Annotated in this window: 10 protein-coding genes and 1 riboswitch; of the genes, 2 read left to right on the forward strand and 8 right to left on the reverse strand. The window is 71.7% G+C overall.

The genetic code is table 11. The features are described from left to right. Positions 1-184: 184 nt before the first annotated feature. From RBR11_RS17765 to RBR11_RS17775, 3 genes are all read right to left on the reverse strand, one after another. Positions 185-1,018 (reverse strand): energy-coupling factor transporter transmembrane component T family protein, encoded by an 834-nt coding sequence (locus RBR11_RS17765; RefSeq protein WP_308490720.1) that lies wholly within the window; start codon positions 1,016-1,018, stop codon positions 185-187. Then, positions 1,015-2,550, reverse strand: a complete 1,536-nt coding sequence (locus RBR11_RS17770) for an ABC transporter ATP-binding protein (RefSeq protein ID WP_308490721.1) — start codon at positions 2,548-2,550, stop codon at positions 1,015-1,017. The genes RBR11_RS17765 and RBR11_RS17770 overlap by 4 nt, the downstream gene beginning before the upstream one ends. Next, a complete protein-coding gene (locus RBR11_RS17775; RefSeq protein WP_308490727.1) occupies positions 2,547-3,197 on the reverse strand; it encodes an ECF transporter S component in 651 nt (216 codons plus the stop codon). The genes RBR11_RS17770 and RBR11_RS17775 overlap by 4 nt, the downstream gene beginning before the upstream one ends. Then, positions 3,193-3,303, reverse strand: a riboswitch (TPP riboswitch). It overlaps the preceding gene by 5 nt. A gap of 75 nt (positions 3,304-3,378) precedes the next feature. Between RBR11_RS17775 and RBR11_RS17780 the strand changes: the two genes are divergently transcribed. Continuing rightward, positions 3,379-5,175 (forward strand): D-alanyl-D-alanine carboxypeptidase, encoded by a 1,797-nt coding sequence (locus tag RBR11_RS17780; RefSeq protein ID WP_308490722.1) that lies wholly within the window; start codon positions 3,379-3,381, stop codon positions 5,173-5,175. Positions 5,176-5,236: 61 nt separating this feature from the next. Here the strand turns inward: RBR11_RS17780 and RBR11_RS17785 are convergent, their stop codons facing one another. The 3 genes from RBR11_RS17785 to RBR11_RS17795 all read right to left on the reverse strand — a co-directional run bounded on the left by RBR11_RS17785 (position 5,237) and on the right by RBR11_RS17795 (position 10,615). Next, the gene (locus RBR11_RS17785; RefSeq protein ID WP_308490728.1) at positions 5,237-7,492 is read right to left on the reverse strand and encodes an ABC transporter ATP-binding protein; all 2,256 of its coding nucleotides are present in this window, start codon (positions 7,490-7,492) and stop codon (positions 5,237-5,239) included. 68 nt (positions 7,493-7,560) lie between these two features. Then, positions 7,561-9,288, reverse strand: a complete 1,728-nt coding sequence (locus RBR11_RS17790) for an ABC transporter ATP-binding protein (protein WP_308490723.1) — start codon at positions 9,286-9,288, stop codon at positions 7,561-7,563. 211 nt (positions 9,289-9,499) lie between these two features. Then, a complete protein-coding gene (locus RBR11_RS17795) occupies positions 9,500-10,615 on the reverse strand; it encodes an enoyl-CoA hydratase/isomerase family protein (protein ID WP_308490729.1) in 1,116 nt (371 codons plus the stop codon). A gap of 137 nt (positions 10,616-10,752) precedes the next feature. Here RBR11_RS17795 and RBR11_RS17800 point away from each other — a divergent pair, with 137 nt between their 5' ends. Then, positions 10,753-13,287 (forward strand): ATP-binding cassette domain-containing protein, encoded by a 2,535-nt coding sequence (locus RBR11_RS17800; protein WP_308490724.1) that lies wholly within the window; start codon positions 10,753-10,755, stop codon positions 13,285-13,287. Between the two features lie 91 nt (positions 13,288-13,378). Here RBR11_RS17800 and RBR11_RS17805 read toward each other — a convergent pair whose 3' ends face one another. Then, the gene (locus tag RBR11_RS17805) at positions 13,379-13,849 is read right to left on the reverse strand and encodes a hypothetical protein (protein WP_308490725.1); all 471 of its coding nucleotides are present in this window, start codon (positions 13,847-13,849) and stop codon (positions 13,379-13,381) included. Positions 13,850-14,096: 247 nt separating this feature from the next. Beyond that, the gene (locus RBR11_RS17810; protein ID WP_419956798.1) at positions 14,097-15,326 is read right to left on the reverse strand and encodes an integrase core domain-containing protein; all 1,230 of its coding nucleotides are present in this window, start codon (positions 15,324-15,326) and stop codon (positions 14,097-14,099) included. Positions 15,327-15,405: the final 79 nt, after the last annotated feature.

Consider the following 15,405-nt stretch of genomic DNA (forward strand, 5'->3'; position numbering starts at 1 on the left):
CGCACCGCGAGGTGCCTCCACTCCCGCTCGCTGGTCGCGAATCGTCGCTTCGCGGCCCGAATGAGGGCGTGTCGCGACCAGCGAGCAGGGATGGACCGGGAATCGGGATGGACCGGGGGCAGGGATGGACCGGGAGCAGGGATGGACCGGGAGTCGGGACGATCCGGCCGACGACCCGGGGGCGTCAGGCCGGGCCGAGGATGAGGTGCCAGGTGCCGCCGGCCACGGCGACGGCGATCGCGACGGCGGGGATGATCGCGCTCAGCAGGACGAGCGCGGTGTCGGCGCCGGTCCACGGGGCCGGGCGGGCCCAGGTCCGCGGCGGCAGGTCGCGCGCGCCGAAGCCGCGCGCCTCCATCGCCATCGCGAGGGACGATCCGCGCCGCACCGCCAGCACGAACAGAGCGAACGCCATGCCGATCCCGCGCCTGATCCGCCCCTGATCCGCGACGCCGCGCGCCCGCCGGGCGAGGGCGAGCGAGCGCCAGTCCTCGGCGAGCAGTCCGAGCATGCGCATCCCCGCGAGTGCGCCGATCACGAACCGCGCCGGCAGCCGCAGCCGCTGCGCGAGACCGTCGGCGAGGTCGGTCGGATCCACCGTCGCGAACAGGGCGATCGCAGGCAGTCCGATGGTGAGCACGCGCAGCGCCGTCGCGACGGCGAGCGAAACCGACCCCTCCGTGACGTGCACGACGAACCAGGAGAACAGCACCGCACCGCTCGACTGCCCGTACAGCGCGATCGTGACGGCGCTGAGCGGCGCCGCGATCCAGAGCACCGCGGTGCGCAGCCAGAATTCGCGCGGCTTCAGCCCGGAGCACAGCAGGACGGGGACCGAGAGCACGAGCGCGGTGAACGCCGAGAGCACGTCGACGGACAGGATCAGCGGCAGGCTGATGATGAGCGCTGCGGCGAGCTTCGCCAGGGCGCTGCGCGGCGCGATCGGGCCCGAGCGCACCGGGCGCACGTCCGGCAGGGCGCCCCTCGTCTCGCTGCGCTCGCCCGGGAACGGGGTCATGCACCGACCTCCAGCCGCCGCGCGTCCAGGGCGCGCAGCACATCCTCGTCGTGCGAGATCGCGATCACGGCGGTGCCGGCATCGCGGACCTCGGCGATGATCGCGACGAGCTCGGTCCAGGTGCGGGCGTCCTGTCCGAACGTCGGCTCATCGAGCACGAGCACCCGTGGCCGCGTGGCGAGCGCGGCGGCGACGGTCAGCCGGCGCTTCTCGCCGCCCGAGAGCGTGTACGGGTTCGCTGCGGCGAGCGCATCCAGGCGCAGCCGGCGCAGCAGGTCGTCCACACGGGCCTCGATCTCGTCCTCCGGGAGCCGCAGCGCGCGGGGTCCGACGCACAGCTCGTCGCGCACGGTCTTCGCGAGCAGCTGGTGCTCGGGGCTCTGCAGCACGGTGCCGATGCGGGTGAGCAGCGCGCGCGAGGACCAGGCGAACGGATCCGTCCCCGTCGCCTCGGCGTGCAGCGCCGCGGTCGCGCGCACCCGGCCGGCGTGCCCGGGCAGGAGACCGGCGAGCGTGAGACCGAGCGTCGACTTGCCGGCGCCGTTCGGCCCGGTGATCCCGAGCACCTCCCCCGCGTGCAGGGACAGGTCGACCGGGCCCGCGACGGGGATCCCCTTGGCCCGGGCCACGACGAGTCCCTCGGCGACGAGGAGCGCCTCGCCGGGACGGACGGATCCCCCGGCGGGGGACTCGACCACGGTCCGGCCCGCCGGCGCGCGCTCCTCCGCGGACGCGGTGAGGGCGCGCGCACGCGCGGCGACGTCGACGCCGGGAACCCAGACGCCCATGGCGGAGAGCTCCGCGGCGCGGTTCTCGAGCACGGCGCGCGGGTCGCCGTCGGCGATCACCACGGTGCCCTCCTCCGTCGCCCCGAGCACGACGACCCGGTCGACGAGCCCCAGCCAGGCCTCGATCCGGTGCTCGATCACGATCAGGGTCGCCCCCGTCGCGTCCAGCGCGGCACCGACGGCGGTGCGCACTTCGGCGACACCGGCGGGATCCAGGTTCGCGGTCGGCTCGTCGAGCAGGATCGCCCCTGGCCGCATCGCGAGCACCCCGGCCAGAGCCAGGCGCTGCTTCTGACCGCCGGAGAGCGCGGCCGTGGGACGGTCCCACGGCAGGTCCAGTCCGGCGGCGGCCAGGGCGGTGTCCACGCGCGGCCAGATCTCCGCGCGCGGCACGCCCAGGTTCTCGCAGCCGAAGGCCACGTCGTCGCCGACCCGGGCGAGGATCGTCTGGGTGTCCGGATCCTGCAGCACCATCCCGACGCGCCCACGGGTGCGATCCGCGGCGACGCCGTCGACGAGCAGGGACCCTTCGGCCTCGCCCTCGTCGGCACCGCCGAGCACGCCGCCGAGACCCTGCAGCAGGGTGGACTTGCCGGATCCTGAGGCGCCCAGCAGCAGCACGCGCTCGCCGGGCTCGATCGTCAGCGACGCGCCGCGGATCGCCCACCGCTTGCGGGTGGCGTACCGCCAGCCCCAGCCGTGGGCCTCGAGCCGTGCGGGAGTGCCGGTCCCGGCCGCGCTCACACCCGCGCTGCCGCGCTGCGCCCGGAGGCGAAGCGGCTGAGCGCGCCGGTCGCCGCCAGGCCGCGCGTGATCGCCCAGCCGCCGAGGCCGGCGATGACGGCGCCCGACACGGTCGCCGAGATCAGCGCGATCGTGATGAAGAGCGCGCTGGATCCGGGGTAGGAGAGCACGAGGTCGTTGATCCCGCAGGCGAGGCCGGCCGCCGCGCCGGCCAGCAGCGCGACCGGGAGTCGCCAGGCGGCGTAGGCGAAGACGAGGAAGACGAGCTCGGCGCCGATGCCCTGCACGAGCCCGGACACGATCGTGAGCGGGCCCCACTGACTGCCGACCAGGGCCTCGATCGTGCCCGCGACGAGCTCGGCGTACAGTGCGGCGCCGGGCTTGCGGATGATGAGCCCGCCGAGCACGCCGGCGAGCAGCCAGGGGCCGGCGAGCAGCTCCTGCAGGCCGGGCAGCAGCGGCGTGAGCAGGGCGCTCGGGCCGGTCGACACGATGTCCCAGAGCAGGAACACGCCGCCGCAGGCGACCGCGATCACACTGGCGACGACGATGTCGACGACGCGCCAGCGCCAGAGCCCCGGACGGCGGAGGCCGCGGGCTCCGGTGGTGTCTGCGTTCGTCTCGGTCGCGCGGACGGATGTGTGCATCATCGTTACTCCTCCCTGCGCCGGCATGATCCGGATCAGGTTCGACGGTCGAAGCGCGGGTCGCTTCCTCTCAGCCCGGCCTCGCCGGACTCCCGTGGTGATCGGGTCATCCTATCGCGGCGGAGGGGTTGCCGCGAGCGCCGGGACCCGATATGACGGGCGCGGGCGATACGGTAGGACGGTGAACACCGACGACCGCTCTGGGGCCGAGGCGGGCGACGCGGACAACGTCGATCCGCACGCCCCGGAATCCGCCGACGGCGTCGCCTCGGCGACCGCCGTGCTGGAGGATCCGGCACCGGAGCATCCGGTGGAGCTCCCCGAGCTCACCGAGATGCTGTTCCCCACGTCGACGCCCGCGGAGGCGGGTCCGGTGCTCGCCGCGCCCGTCGAGGACGACGCGCTGGGTGCGCTCACCGCCGTGGAGGCCGAGGGGCTGCCGAGCGCTCTCGCGGTCGTGGATCCGAGCCCGGTGCCGGTGGGCATCGCGCGCGAGGCCCTCGCCGTGGATTCCGGATCGGCGGCCCTCGCCCCCGCGGCGGAGACCTCGGCTCCCGCATCCGCCGGCGACGTTCCCGCCGTCGCAGCGCCGGACGCACCCGCACGCAGGGGCCGTTCCCGGAGGCGCACCGATCCGACGCCGACCGACGCGCTCTCCTGGCTGGACATCGCCGCGTTCGGCTCCGCCGTCGAGGAGCCGGCCCCGCAACCCGCCCCCGCGCCGCGCGCGCTGCTCGCGGACGCGCCGCATCGCTCCCTGCTCCGGCCCGGGGTGCTGGTCCCGACCACCGCGTTGCTGCTCGTGGCCGTGGCGTACGGCGCGACCGCTGCGTCGTGGCCGCTCAGCTCCGTCCCGCCCGCCGCCTCCGCGGTGACGTTCCAGCCGGCGGCCGCCCCCTCGGCGGCCGTGACCTGGCCGACGACGGGCAGCGCCGCGGTCGCGATCGACGGCATCGGCACGATCGCCTCGAACGAGCAGAAGGTGCCGATGGCGAGCATCACCAAGCTCGTCACCGTGCTCGCGTCGTTCGACAAGCTGCCGCTGAAGGTCGGCGAGCAGGGCAAGAGCTTCGATTTCACGCGGGCCGACCACAGCACCTACCAGCGTTACCTGCGCAACGACGAGTCCGCGCTGGACGTGCCCGTCGGCGGATCCCTCACGCAGTACCAGCTGCTCGAGGGGATCCTGCTCGGATCCGCGAACAACTACGCCGACCGGCTCTCCCACGACGTCTGGGGCTCCGACGACGACTACGCCGCGGCCGCCAACCGGTGGTTGCAGCAGCACGACCTCGGCGGGATCACGGTCGTCAACCCGTCCGGCTTCGAGTTCGGCAACGTCGCCTCTCCGCGCGCGCTGATCCAGCTCGGGCAGCTCGCCGAGCAGAACCCGGTGATCGCCGAGATCGTGCGGAAGAAGAGCGTGGACCTGCCCGGCGCCGGCGTCGTGGAGAACACGAACGGCCTCATCGACGACACCGGGATCGTCGGCATCAAGACCGGCACCATCGGGGACGGTGCGGGCACCGAGTACAACCTGCTCACCGCCAAGGACGTCTCCGACGGCAGCACGACCGTGCGGATCTACGTGACCGCGCTGGGTCAGCCCTCGAGCCAGAGCCGCGTGGACGTCTCCCGCAAGCTGTACGCCGACGTCGAGGCGGCGCTGAAGGACCAGCCGCCGACAGTGATCAAGGGCGAGACGCTCGGCAGGGTCGACACCGCCTGGGGCGAGACCACCGAGGTCGTCGCCGCGGCCGACGCCCGCGTCGTGCTGTGGAACGGCGCCGCCGCCGGCGCGACCACCCAGTTCGCGCTCGGCAAGACGTGGAGGGCCGGCGACAAGGCCGGAACCCTCGCGCTGAAGGGCCCGCTCGACTCCGCGACCGTGCCGCTCGCGCTGCGCACCACGCTCAACGGCCCGGACTTCTGGTGGCGGATCACGCATCCCCTGCAGCTGCTCGGCCTGACGAGGTGAGCGAGAAGCGCCGCCACCCGCGGAGGGGTGACGGCGCTTCGAATCCGTGGTGACGAGCGGGTCAGACCGGGTCGTCCTCGAAATCGATCGACGGCATGCTCGACCGTTCCGACTCCTCGGCGGTCTCCCGCACGCGCTCGGCCACGGCGACCGGCGCGGTGCCGGATCCGATGACCGCGGCGGCGCCCGCCTCGACCTCGGAGACCAGCGATCCGTCGGAGCGCCCTGCCCCGTCGACGGGCACGGCGACCGTGCCGGTGACGAGCGCGGCGTCCGCGTCGGTGTCGCTCGCGGCCTGCTCGAACTGCGACTGGTACAGCCGCCAGTACGCGCCCTGCGCCGCGATGAGCTCCTCGTGGTTGCCCTTCTCGACGATGTCGCCGTGCTCCATCACGAGGATGAGGTCGGCGTCGCGGATCGTGGACAGGCGGTGCGCGATCACGAACGAGGTGCGCCCGTGCCGCAGCGCCGCCATCGCGTGCTGCAGCAGCAGCTCGGTGCGGGTGTCGACCGCACTCGTGGCCTCGTCGAGGATCAGGATCGACGGCTGGGCGACGAACGCGCGCGCGATCGTGATGAGCTGGCGCTCACCGGCCGACACGTTCGAGGCGTCCTCGTCGAGCTTCGTCTCGTAGCCCTCGGGGAGGGCGTGCACGAAGCGGTCCACGTAGGTCGCCTTGGCGGCGTCGATGATCTCGTCGTCGGTCGCGGTCGACTTGCCGTAGCGGATGTTCTCCCGGATCGTCCCGGCGAACAGCCACGGATCCTGCAGCACCATGCCGGTGCGCGCGCGCAGGTCGGCCCGCTCCATGTCCGCGATGTCCTGACCGTCGAGAAGGATCCGCCCGGCGCTCAGCTCGTAGAACCGCATGATGAGGTTCACCAGCGTGGTCTTGCCCGCCCCGGTCGGTCCGACGATCGCGACCGTCTGCCCCGGCTCGACCCGGAACGACAGATCGGTGATCAGCGGCCGGTCCTCGGTGTAGGAGAACGCCACGTGCTCGAACTCGATCACACCCTGGCCGTCGGTGACCGTGGGCGCGTCCACCGCGTCGGGGTCCTGCTCGTCGGCGTCCAGCAGCTCGAACACGCGCTCGGCCGACGCGGTGCCGGACTGCACGACCGCGGCCATGCCGCCCAGCTCGCTGAGCGGCTGGGTGAACTGCTGCGAGTACTGGATGAACGCCTGCACGTCGCCGAGGCGGAGCTGACCGCTCGCGACCATGAGCCCGCCGAGGACCGCGAGGCCCACGTAGGTCAGGCTGCCGATGAAGGTCATCGCGGGCATGATGATGCCGGACAGGAACTGCGCCTTGAACGCGGCCTGGTAGAGCTCCTCGTTCTCGGCCTGGAACTTCTCCAGCGCGTCGTGCTCCCGGCCGAACACCTTGACCAGCGCGTGGCCCGAGAAGGCCTCCTCGACGCGCGCGTTCAGACGGCCGACCTTCTTCCACTGGATCCCGAACGCCTTCTGCGAGCGCGGGCCGATGACGCCGAAGATCACGCCCATGAGCGGCAGCGCGACGAGCGCGACGAGGGCGAGCTGCCACGAGATCGAGAACATCATGATGAGCACGCCGACCACGGTGAGCACCGAAGTGACCGCCCCGGACAGCGATTGCTGCATCGTCTGCGTGATGTTGTCGATGTCGTTCGTGACGCGGGAGATCAGTTCGCCGCGCTGCACCTTGTCGAAGTAGGACAGCGGCAGGCGGTTGATCTTCGCCTCGACGTCCTCACGGAGGCGCCACATCGTGCGCACCATGATCACGTTGATGACGTAGCCCTGGATCCAGCTGAGCAGGGCGGATCCGACGTAGATCGCCAGCACGCCGGTGATGACCCAGCGCAGGCTCTCGAAGTCGAGTCCGTCGCCCACCCGGAACGGGCTGAACGCCGCGACCATATCGGCGAACTGGTTCTGGTGCGCCTGACGCAGCGCGCTGACCACCTCGGCCTGGCTCGTCCCCTTCGGGAACCCGGGGAAGCCGTTCTGGCCCTTGCCCAGGGTGAGCGAGATCACGCCCTCGTAGATGAGGTTGGTCGCACTGCCGAGCACCTTGGGCGCCGCCACCGCGAGCACGACGCCGATCGCGCCGAGGAACGAGACCAGCACGAACCACACCGCGCTGGGCTTCAGCAGCCCGATCATGCGCTTGAAGCTCGGCCCGAACCGGTTGGCCTTGCCGGGGGCGGGGCCGTCGAACATGCCGCCGCCGTGCTGGCGCGCCTTCTCGGCCTGCTCGGCCTCGATCCGCTCCTCCTCGGTCATCTCGGAGGGCTGCGGGCCGGCGTACTTCGCGCGGCGGGCGGCCATGCGCTCGGCGCGCGCGGCCTTCTTGTCCACGCTCCCGATCCTCTCGGTCCCTGAGCCTGTCGAAGGGTTCATGCGTCCACCCCCAGCTGCGACTCGACGATCTCCCGGTAGGTGTCGTTCGTCACCAGCAGCTGCTCGTGCGTGCCGACCCCGACCATGGTGCCGCCCTCGAGGACGACGATCCGGTCCGCGTCGGTGATGGTCGAGACGCGCTGCGCGACGACGATCTTGGTGACATGCGGCAGCTCCCGCCAGAGCGCCTGGCGGAGCCGGGCGTCGGTGGTGAGGTCGAGCGCCGAGAACGAGTCGTCGAAGACGAGGATCTCGGGCTGATGGATGATCGCGCGCGCGATCGCGAGCCGCTGGCGCTGGCCGCCGGAGACGTTCGTGCCGCCCTGGGCGATCATCGAGTCCAGCCCGTCCGGCATCTCCGCGACGAAGTCCCTCGCCTGCGCGATCTCGAGCGCGGCCCACAGCTCCTCGTCGGTCGCCTCCTCGCGGCCGTACCGGAGGTTCGAGGCGATCGTGCCGGTGAACAGGAACGGCCGCTGCGGCACCAGCCCGATGCCCTTCCACAGCGCGTCCACGTCGGCCCGGCGCACGTCGACGCCGCCGACCGAGGCGGAGCCGCCGGTCACGTCGAACAGGCGCGGGATCAGCGAGATCAGCGTCGTCTTGCCGGCGCCGGTGGATCCGACGATCGCGACCGTCTCGCCCGGCTCGGCGGCGAAGCTGATGCCGCTCAGCACCGGCGAGTCGGCACCCGGGTAGGTGAACTCGACGTCGTCGAAGGCGACGGATCCCGGAGCCGGGAACGCCTTCACGCCGTCCGTCGGGCGGGTCATGCTCTGCTCGGCGTCCAGCACCTCGCCGACGCGCTCGGCCGAGACCGCGGCGCGCGGGATCATCATCGCCATGAAGCTCGACATGATGATGCCCATCATGATCTGGCCGATGTACTGCATGAACGCGAACAGGGTGCCGACCTGGACGTTGCCGTTGTCGACCTCGATGCCGCCGAACCAGATCACGCCCACGATCGTGACGTTGAGGATCAGCATGAACAGCGGAAAGAGCAGCACGAAGAGGGATCCGACGTTGCGGCCGACGACCATGATGTCGGTGTTCGCACCGCGGAAGCGCTCCTCCTCGATGCGCTCGCGCACGAACGCGCGCACCACGCGGACGCCGGTGAGCTGCTCGCGCATGATGCGGTTGACGTTGTCGAGCTTGCCCTGGTAGCTGCGGAACAGCGGGACCATGCGACCGATGATGAGACCGGCGACGATGAGCAGCGCGGGCACCGATACGGCGATGACCCAGCTCAGCTCGAGGCTGGTCTGCAGGGCGTAGATGATGCCGCCGATCGCGAGCAGCGGCGCGGTGACGAACATCGTCGAGCCCATCATCGCGAGCATCTGCACCTGCTGCACGTCGTTCGTGTTGCGGGTGATCAGGGATCCGGCGCCGAAGTGCGAGACCTCGCGCTCGGAGAACCCGCTGACGCGCGCGAACACGTCGCCGCGGAGGTCGCGGCCCATGCTCATGGCCGCGCGGGCGGCGAAGAAGGTCGCGATGACGGAGGCGACGATCTGGCCGAGCGAGACGGCGAGCATGAACGCGCCGTGCGACCAGATGTAGCCGGTGTCGGCGTTCGCGACGCCCTTGTCGATGATGTCGGCGTTCAGGCGCGGCAGGGACAGCGAGGCGTAGGCGCTGGCGAACTGGAACACCAGCACGCCGAGCAGCAGCCACTTGTACCGCTTCAGATAGCGGAAGAGGATCTTTCCGAGCACGGGCAGACTTCCTTGTGGGATCGGATTCCCCGCGAGTGGGGGGACGGACCGGGAACCGGCCACGAAACACCCTGCCACGGGGCGCCGACATTCACATCCCCCTTTGGAAGGATCCTTTCCGATCTTCGCTGACGGCGAAACGAATCCCCGTCCCAGCTGGGATTTCAGGACTCAGGCGAAGAATTCGGAGGGCGTGCGGGGGCTCGTCGGCTCAGCTCCAGAGCGGCACCGCGGGGACGTAGTCCCGCGCCTCGGCGGTCGCGTCGGGGGCCAGGTCGGCGAGGGTCTGCGGATCCCAGCGCGGGTTGCGGTCCTTGTCCACGAGCTGCGCGCGGATCCCCTCGACGAGGTCGGGGTGGTTGTTCACGAACCAGAGCACCCGGCGGTACTCCCCCGCGAGCGCATCGCGCAGCGAATCCATGGCGCGGGCTTCGCGCACGGCCTCGAGCGTGACGGCGAGCCCGGTGGGGGCGAGCGACTCGAGCAGGTCGGCGGTGGCGGCCGGGGTCGGCCCTTCGACGCTCTCGCCGTCCGGCATCGCGCGCAGCCGCGCCACGATCTCCTGCACCGTGTCGGCGGAGAACGCCTCGTCGATCCAGGCGCGCTGCGCGGGCAGCGCCGAAGGCTCGGGGGTCTCGTCGAAGAGCATGACGATCTCGCTCGGCCCGGTCGGATCCGCCCGGTTCGCGAGCGCGTCGCGCACCGCGTCGATCCGGTCGGAGGGCACGAAGAAGTCGGCGAACCCCGCGTAGAGGGCGTCGGATCCGTCCATGCTCCCGCCGGTCAGGCCGAAGAACTCGCCGAGGCGGCCGGGCATGCGGCCGAGCAGCCAGGTGCCGCCGACGTCGGGGGTGAAGCCGATCCGGGTCTCCGGCATGGCGAGCTGCGAGCGCTCGGTGACGAGGCGGATCGCGGCGTGCCCTGCGACGCCGACGCCGCCGCCCATCGTGATCCCGTCGGCGATCGCCACGATCGGCTTCGGATACTCCGCGATGGCCGCGTTCATCGCGTACTCCTCGCGGAAGAACTCGATCGCCTCGGCCCCGCGCCCGGAGGTGATCTGCGCATGCAGCTCGCGCACGTCGCCGCCCGCGCACAGGCCGCGATCGCCGGCGCCGTCGATGAACACGATCTCGATGTCGGAGTCGTGGCGCCACGCGTCCAGCGCCGCGTGCACGAGGCGGATCATGCCGACGCTCAGCGCGTTCAGCGCGCGCGGGCGGTTCAGCGTGATGCGTCCGAGGGACCCCTCGGCGCGCACGAGCACCTCGGGCTCGGCCTCGACGGCGGCGGTGCGGTCTGCGGGTCCCTGGGTGTCCTCGGCGATGGTCACGGGTGCCAGGTTACCCCGCCGTCGCCCCGCGCGCGGCGGGCGCGGGCGCGCGGAATACACCGGGTCTGCACGCGTTTCCAGGCTTTCTCCGACAAGATAGGAGAGACCTGCCAATCGACGAGAGGCCGCGGATGACCGACGGACAAGTGCTCGAGTTCTCTCACGCGACGAAACGCTTCGGCGCCGTGACGGCCGTCGACGACCTCTCCGCGCGGATCGAACCGGGTGCGGTGACCGCGTTCCTCGGCCCGAACGGAGCCGGCAAGACGACGTCTCTGCGGTTGCTGACCGGTCAGCTCCGCCCCACGTCCGGCACCGCCACGATCGGCGGCGTCCCGCACGCCGAGATCCGCCACCCGCTGCGCACGATCGGATCCGTCCTCGAGGAGGCGGTGTACCGCCCGCGCCGCACCGCGCCCCGCCAGCTCGCGATCGCGGCGAAGGCGAACGGCATCCCGCTGTCCCGCGTCGACGAGGTGCTCGCCCTGGTCGGCCTGCAGAACGACGCGGAGACCCGCATCGGCACCTACTCCCTCGGCATGCGCCAGCGGCTCAGCGTCGCCGGCGCCCTGCTCGGCGACCCGGGCGCGCTCGTGCTCGACGAGCCGGCGAACGGCCTCGACCCCGAGGGCATCCGCTGGATGCGCCTGCTCATGCGTCGCCTCGCCGACGAGGGCCGCACGATCCTGGTCTCCTCGCACGTGCTGAGCGAGATCGAGCAGATCGCCGACAACGTGCTCGTGCTCTCGAAGGGCCGCCTGGTCTACGCCGACAGCATCAGCAAGCTCTCGGACCCGACGACCGGGTCCGTCGTCGTCGACGCCGAGGACCGCGACGCCCTCGCCGCCGCGCTCGAGGCCGCGGGGATGAGCTACGACGTGCTGCGCTCGGGCCTGACCGTGCAGAACACCGACGCCGCCGCCGTCGGCACGCTCGCCGCGTCCGCCGGCATCGCCCTGACCACGCTGCAGCAGCGCGGCCCGAGCCTGGAGGAGGTCTTCCTCGACCTCGTGCACGGCCGCCGCGACCCGATGTCTGGCGCGATCCCGGTGATCGCCGCGGCGCCGGTCGCGAGTGAGGACGCGGAGGGTTCCGACGCGACGGAGGAGACCGTCGCGGGCGTTCCCCTCCCGACCGCTCCCGGCGTCCCTGCGGCGGGCGCCGGTCTGCCCGGTGCTGCCGCGGTTCCGGCCGCCGCCGCCGCGGCGGGCGCGGGCCTGGCCGGGCTCTTCGCCGGCGCGGCGGCCGCGGACGGGGAGGACGCCGCCGAGGGCGAGCGCGTCCCGATGACCCGCCGGGAGGCCGCGGAGTTCGCCGCGCAGAACAGCGAGCAGGAGTCCGCGGGCGAGACGGACACCGAGGACCACGCCGAGGACCACGCCGAGGACCACGCCGAGGACCACGCCGAGGAGACGGGCGTCGAGGAGACGGGCGTCTCGGCGGCGGACGACGACGAGGACGCCACCGAGGCGCTGTTCGGCGAGGACGACGAGCGGGCCGAGACGGACGCGGAGAACGACGACGCCGCGGGCGAGACGGACGAGGGGCCCGCCGACGAGGCCGAGGGCGAGCCCGCCGCGGAGTCGCACGACGAGGATGGATCGGACGAGGACGGATCCGACGAGGACGGATCCGACGAGGGCGAGCCCGCCGCCGAGCAGGAGCACACGGACGAGCACCGCGCCGAGGAGGGCGACGACCGCGAGGAGGAGCCCGCCGAGTCCGAGCCGCGCGACGCCCTGGACGAGGGCGCCGCGATCGCGGCCGGCGTCGCGCTCACCGCGCCGATCGACGCCCCCGGCTACACGCCGGGCGAGGCGCACCACGACGCCGAGCACCACGATGCCGAGCCCCACGGCGACGAGCAGGACGGCGGCGAGGAGCCCCCGATCATGCACGCCCCCGCCGGCGACCCGTCGGGCGAAGCGCTCGGATCCTTCGAGACCGGGGCGCTGATCATCCCTTCCGCGACCCCGTCGATCTCCTTCGACGAGCTCATCACGGGGGTCCCGTCGGCGGGCGAGGCCGGGCAGCCCGGCCAGGACGAGCACGCCGAGCAGCCCTCCGAGGACCGTTCCGACGATCAGCAGTACGGTGACGCGCCGACGGCCCTGCTCGACACGGCACCCAGCGCTGCGGAGCAGGACGACGAGCCCGCGTTCACCGCGCCGGAGCCCAGCACCGAGACCACCGAGATCGCCGGTATCGAGATCTTCGCCGCGCTGGCCGACGGGCGCACGCAGGAGATCCAGGTCATCCTCGACGAGTCGCACGACGACGACGACCTCGCCGGCGAGGACGTGACGGCGGGCGAGATCCACCACGACACCGACCCGCGGGCCGCCGCGGTGAGCGCGTCGCTGGCCGCGGCCGCGCGGGCGTTCTACGACGACGAGGCGCCGTCGTACGCCGCCGCCCCGGCCGAGGACCAGCAGGAGGAGCGCCCCGAGGAGCACCACGAGGGGCACGCCGTCGAGCAGTCCGAGCAGCAGCAGGACGGCGAGAACCACGACGGCGCCGAGCAGAACGGCGAGCACCACCACCACGACGGTGGCGAGCAGCACGGCGAGCACCACCACCACGACGGTGGCGAGCAGCACGGCGAGCACCACCACCACGACGGTGGCGAGCAGCACGGCGAGCACCACCACCACCACGAGGGCTGACCGGCGCACAGACCCGAACGGAGCGGCGATCGTCTGAGGACGGTCGCCGCTCCGGCGTTTCCGGACGCGCCGGAGGGCGCCGCCCGGCGGATCAGGCCGGGCGGGCGGCAGGCTTCCCCTTGCCCTTGCGAGCGGGAGCCGGCCGGCGCACGGGCGTCCGGACCGGGATCGACGCGGTCGCAGCGATGTCCGACACCTCGGCGAGCTCGGACGAGACGTCCAGGCGCAGCGCCTGGGCGAGCGCGAGCCCGTGCCGGGTGGTCAGGATGAGCCGCTGGAAGTCGGCGCCCTCGAGGTCGATCACGACGCTCGGCTTGTGCCGGCGGATGAGCACGAAGTCGTCGCCGCCGGCGGACTTCCAGGTTCCCGCGGCGAGCACGAGCGGCACGTGCGTACCGGGGCTGCCGACTCCGCGGAGCCAGGTCCAGGCGTCGTCGGTGAGCTGCACCTTCACGATCGCGGAGCGCTCGATGTGCAGGTTCTCCTTGCGGAACGAGATGGCGCGCTCGATCGGGGACAGCTCCACCTCGAGGCGGGTCCGATCCAGCAGCAGCGTCACCATCGTTCCAGTCTGCCAGCGCCTGCTGAGGATCCGCTCGGGTTGGATCTCACAGGACGGCAACGATCGGTCTGGCGGGATTCCACAATTGCGATCCGCGATCGCGCCCGCCCCACGGATCCGCTCACGCGGCTCTTTCCTGCGCGTGCGGCACGGATATCGGCTGTGATGTCTCAGGACTTCGGTGACGGTTCTGTATCAGGACATCGGTGACAGTTGGTGTCTCAGGACATCGGTGACAGTTGGTGTCTCAGGACATCGGTGACAGTGGGCGTCTTCTGGGGGCCGATCCTCGGGGTCTGCCGTTGCCGACGTAGCGGGTGCCGGGTTGTGGCCAGGGGTGTTCGATGATGAGGGTGCCGCGCTCGTCGAAGATCATGATCAGGGCGGGGTTCCAGATCGCGTGGACTTGAGTGCCGGCGAACTCGTTCCCGAGTTGGAATGTGGTGCCGCGGATGCTGATGTCGCCGTGCGTGCGGACGATCCGGACGGCATCTCCAGTCGCCCCGGGATGGGTGGCAGCGTCAGGGTCTGGCTCTGGCGCGGGAGCTTTCGGTGTCGCGTCCCAGGCCTGTTGCGGGGTGCTCCGACCGGGAAGCGCCTGGTGCGGGCGCTCGGTGTTGTAGATCACGTCGAACCGGTCCACGAGATGTTGGAGTTCCTCGATCGTCCCGGCGAGGGGCTGCTTGTCCAACCATCGGAACAGGGTCTGGTGGAATCGCTCGTTCTTGCCCTGGGTCATGGGGTGCCCGGGCTTCCCGGTGATCGCGACGACGCCGAGCGTGCTCACGTAGGCGACGAGCTGACTGACGATGCCGCGGCGGTGCGGGTTCAATGCGGCACCGTTATCCGTGAGGAGCCGCTGCGGGACCCCATGCCGGGCGATCCCCTTCTCCATCACCGTGACCGCGCCCTTGCTCGTCTCCGCCCTCGCGACATGCGACGCGACCGCGAGACGAGCATGATCATCGGTGAGCTGGAAGATCACGCAGGTCCGTCCGCCCGCGAGGACGTACTCGGTCGCATCGAGTTGCCAGCACGCGTTCGGAGCGGGATACACGAACCGTCGGAACGCGGACCGCGGCTTCTTCTTTGGCTCCACCCGGGCGACGCCCGCTTCGCGGAAGATCCGTGCGAGTGAGGCGATCGACGGGGTCGTGAATCCCATCGATGTCATCTTGTCGTGCACGCTGATCGGCCCGTAGTCGAGCCCGGATCGCTCCAGCGCTGCCCGCACGTCCAGCGCGCTCCGCTTCACCTCCTCGCCGATCTTCGCCGGCGACGCGGACGGACGACGAGACTGCGGCTCCAGCACCGCCGCCGGGCCCTTCTCCCGCGCACGAGCGAGCAGCACATAGAACGTCTTCCGCGAGATCTCGTGCTCTCGACAAAACGACGTCACCGCCCCACGCGGAGCATCCGCAGGCCAACGAGAGATCGCGAGACGGACACGCGCATCAACAGGTTCATTCTTCGACACCGCTCAATCTGAGCCGAGAAGTGTCACCACCAAGACCCCCAGAACTGTCACCGATGTCCTGATACAGAACCGTCACCGA

The organism is Microbacterium capsulatum, from assembly GCF_030865425.1.
Lineage (GTDB): Bacteria > Actinomycetota > Actinomycetes > Actinomycetales > Microbacteriaceae > Microbacterium > Microbacterium capsulatum.

Excerpts from the sequence above, each read along its gene's own strand:
- RBR11_RS17800 (WP_308490724.1), top strand. The coding sequence starts at position 10,753 with ATGACCGACGGACAAGTGCTCGAGTTCTCTCACGCGACGAAACGCTTC.
- RBR11_RS17775 (WP_308490727.1), bottom strand. The coding sequence starts at position 3,197 with ATGCACACATCCGTCCGCGCGACCGAGACGAACGCAGACACCACCGGA.
- RBR11_RS17785 (WP_308490728.1), bottom strand. The coding sequence starts at position 7,492 with ATGGCCGCCCGCCGCGCGAAGTACGCCGGCCCGCAGCCCTCCGAGATG.
- RBR11_RS17805 (WP_308490725.1), bottom strand. The coding sequence starts at position 13,849 with ATGGTGACGCTGCTGCTGGATCGGACCCGCCTCGAGGTGGAGCTGTCC.
- RBR11_RS17765 (WP_308490720.1), bottom strand. The coding sequence starts at position 1,018 with ATGACCCCGTTCCCGGGCGAGCGCAGCGAGACGAGGGGCGCCCTGCCG.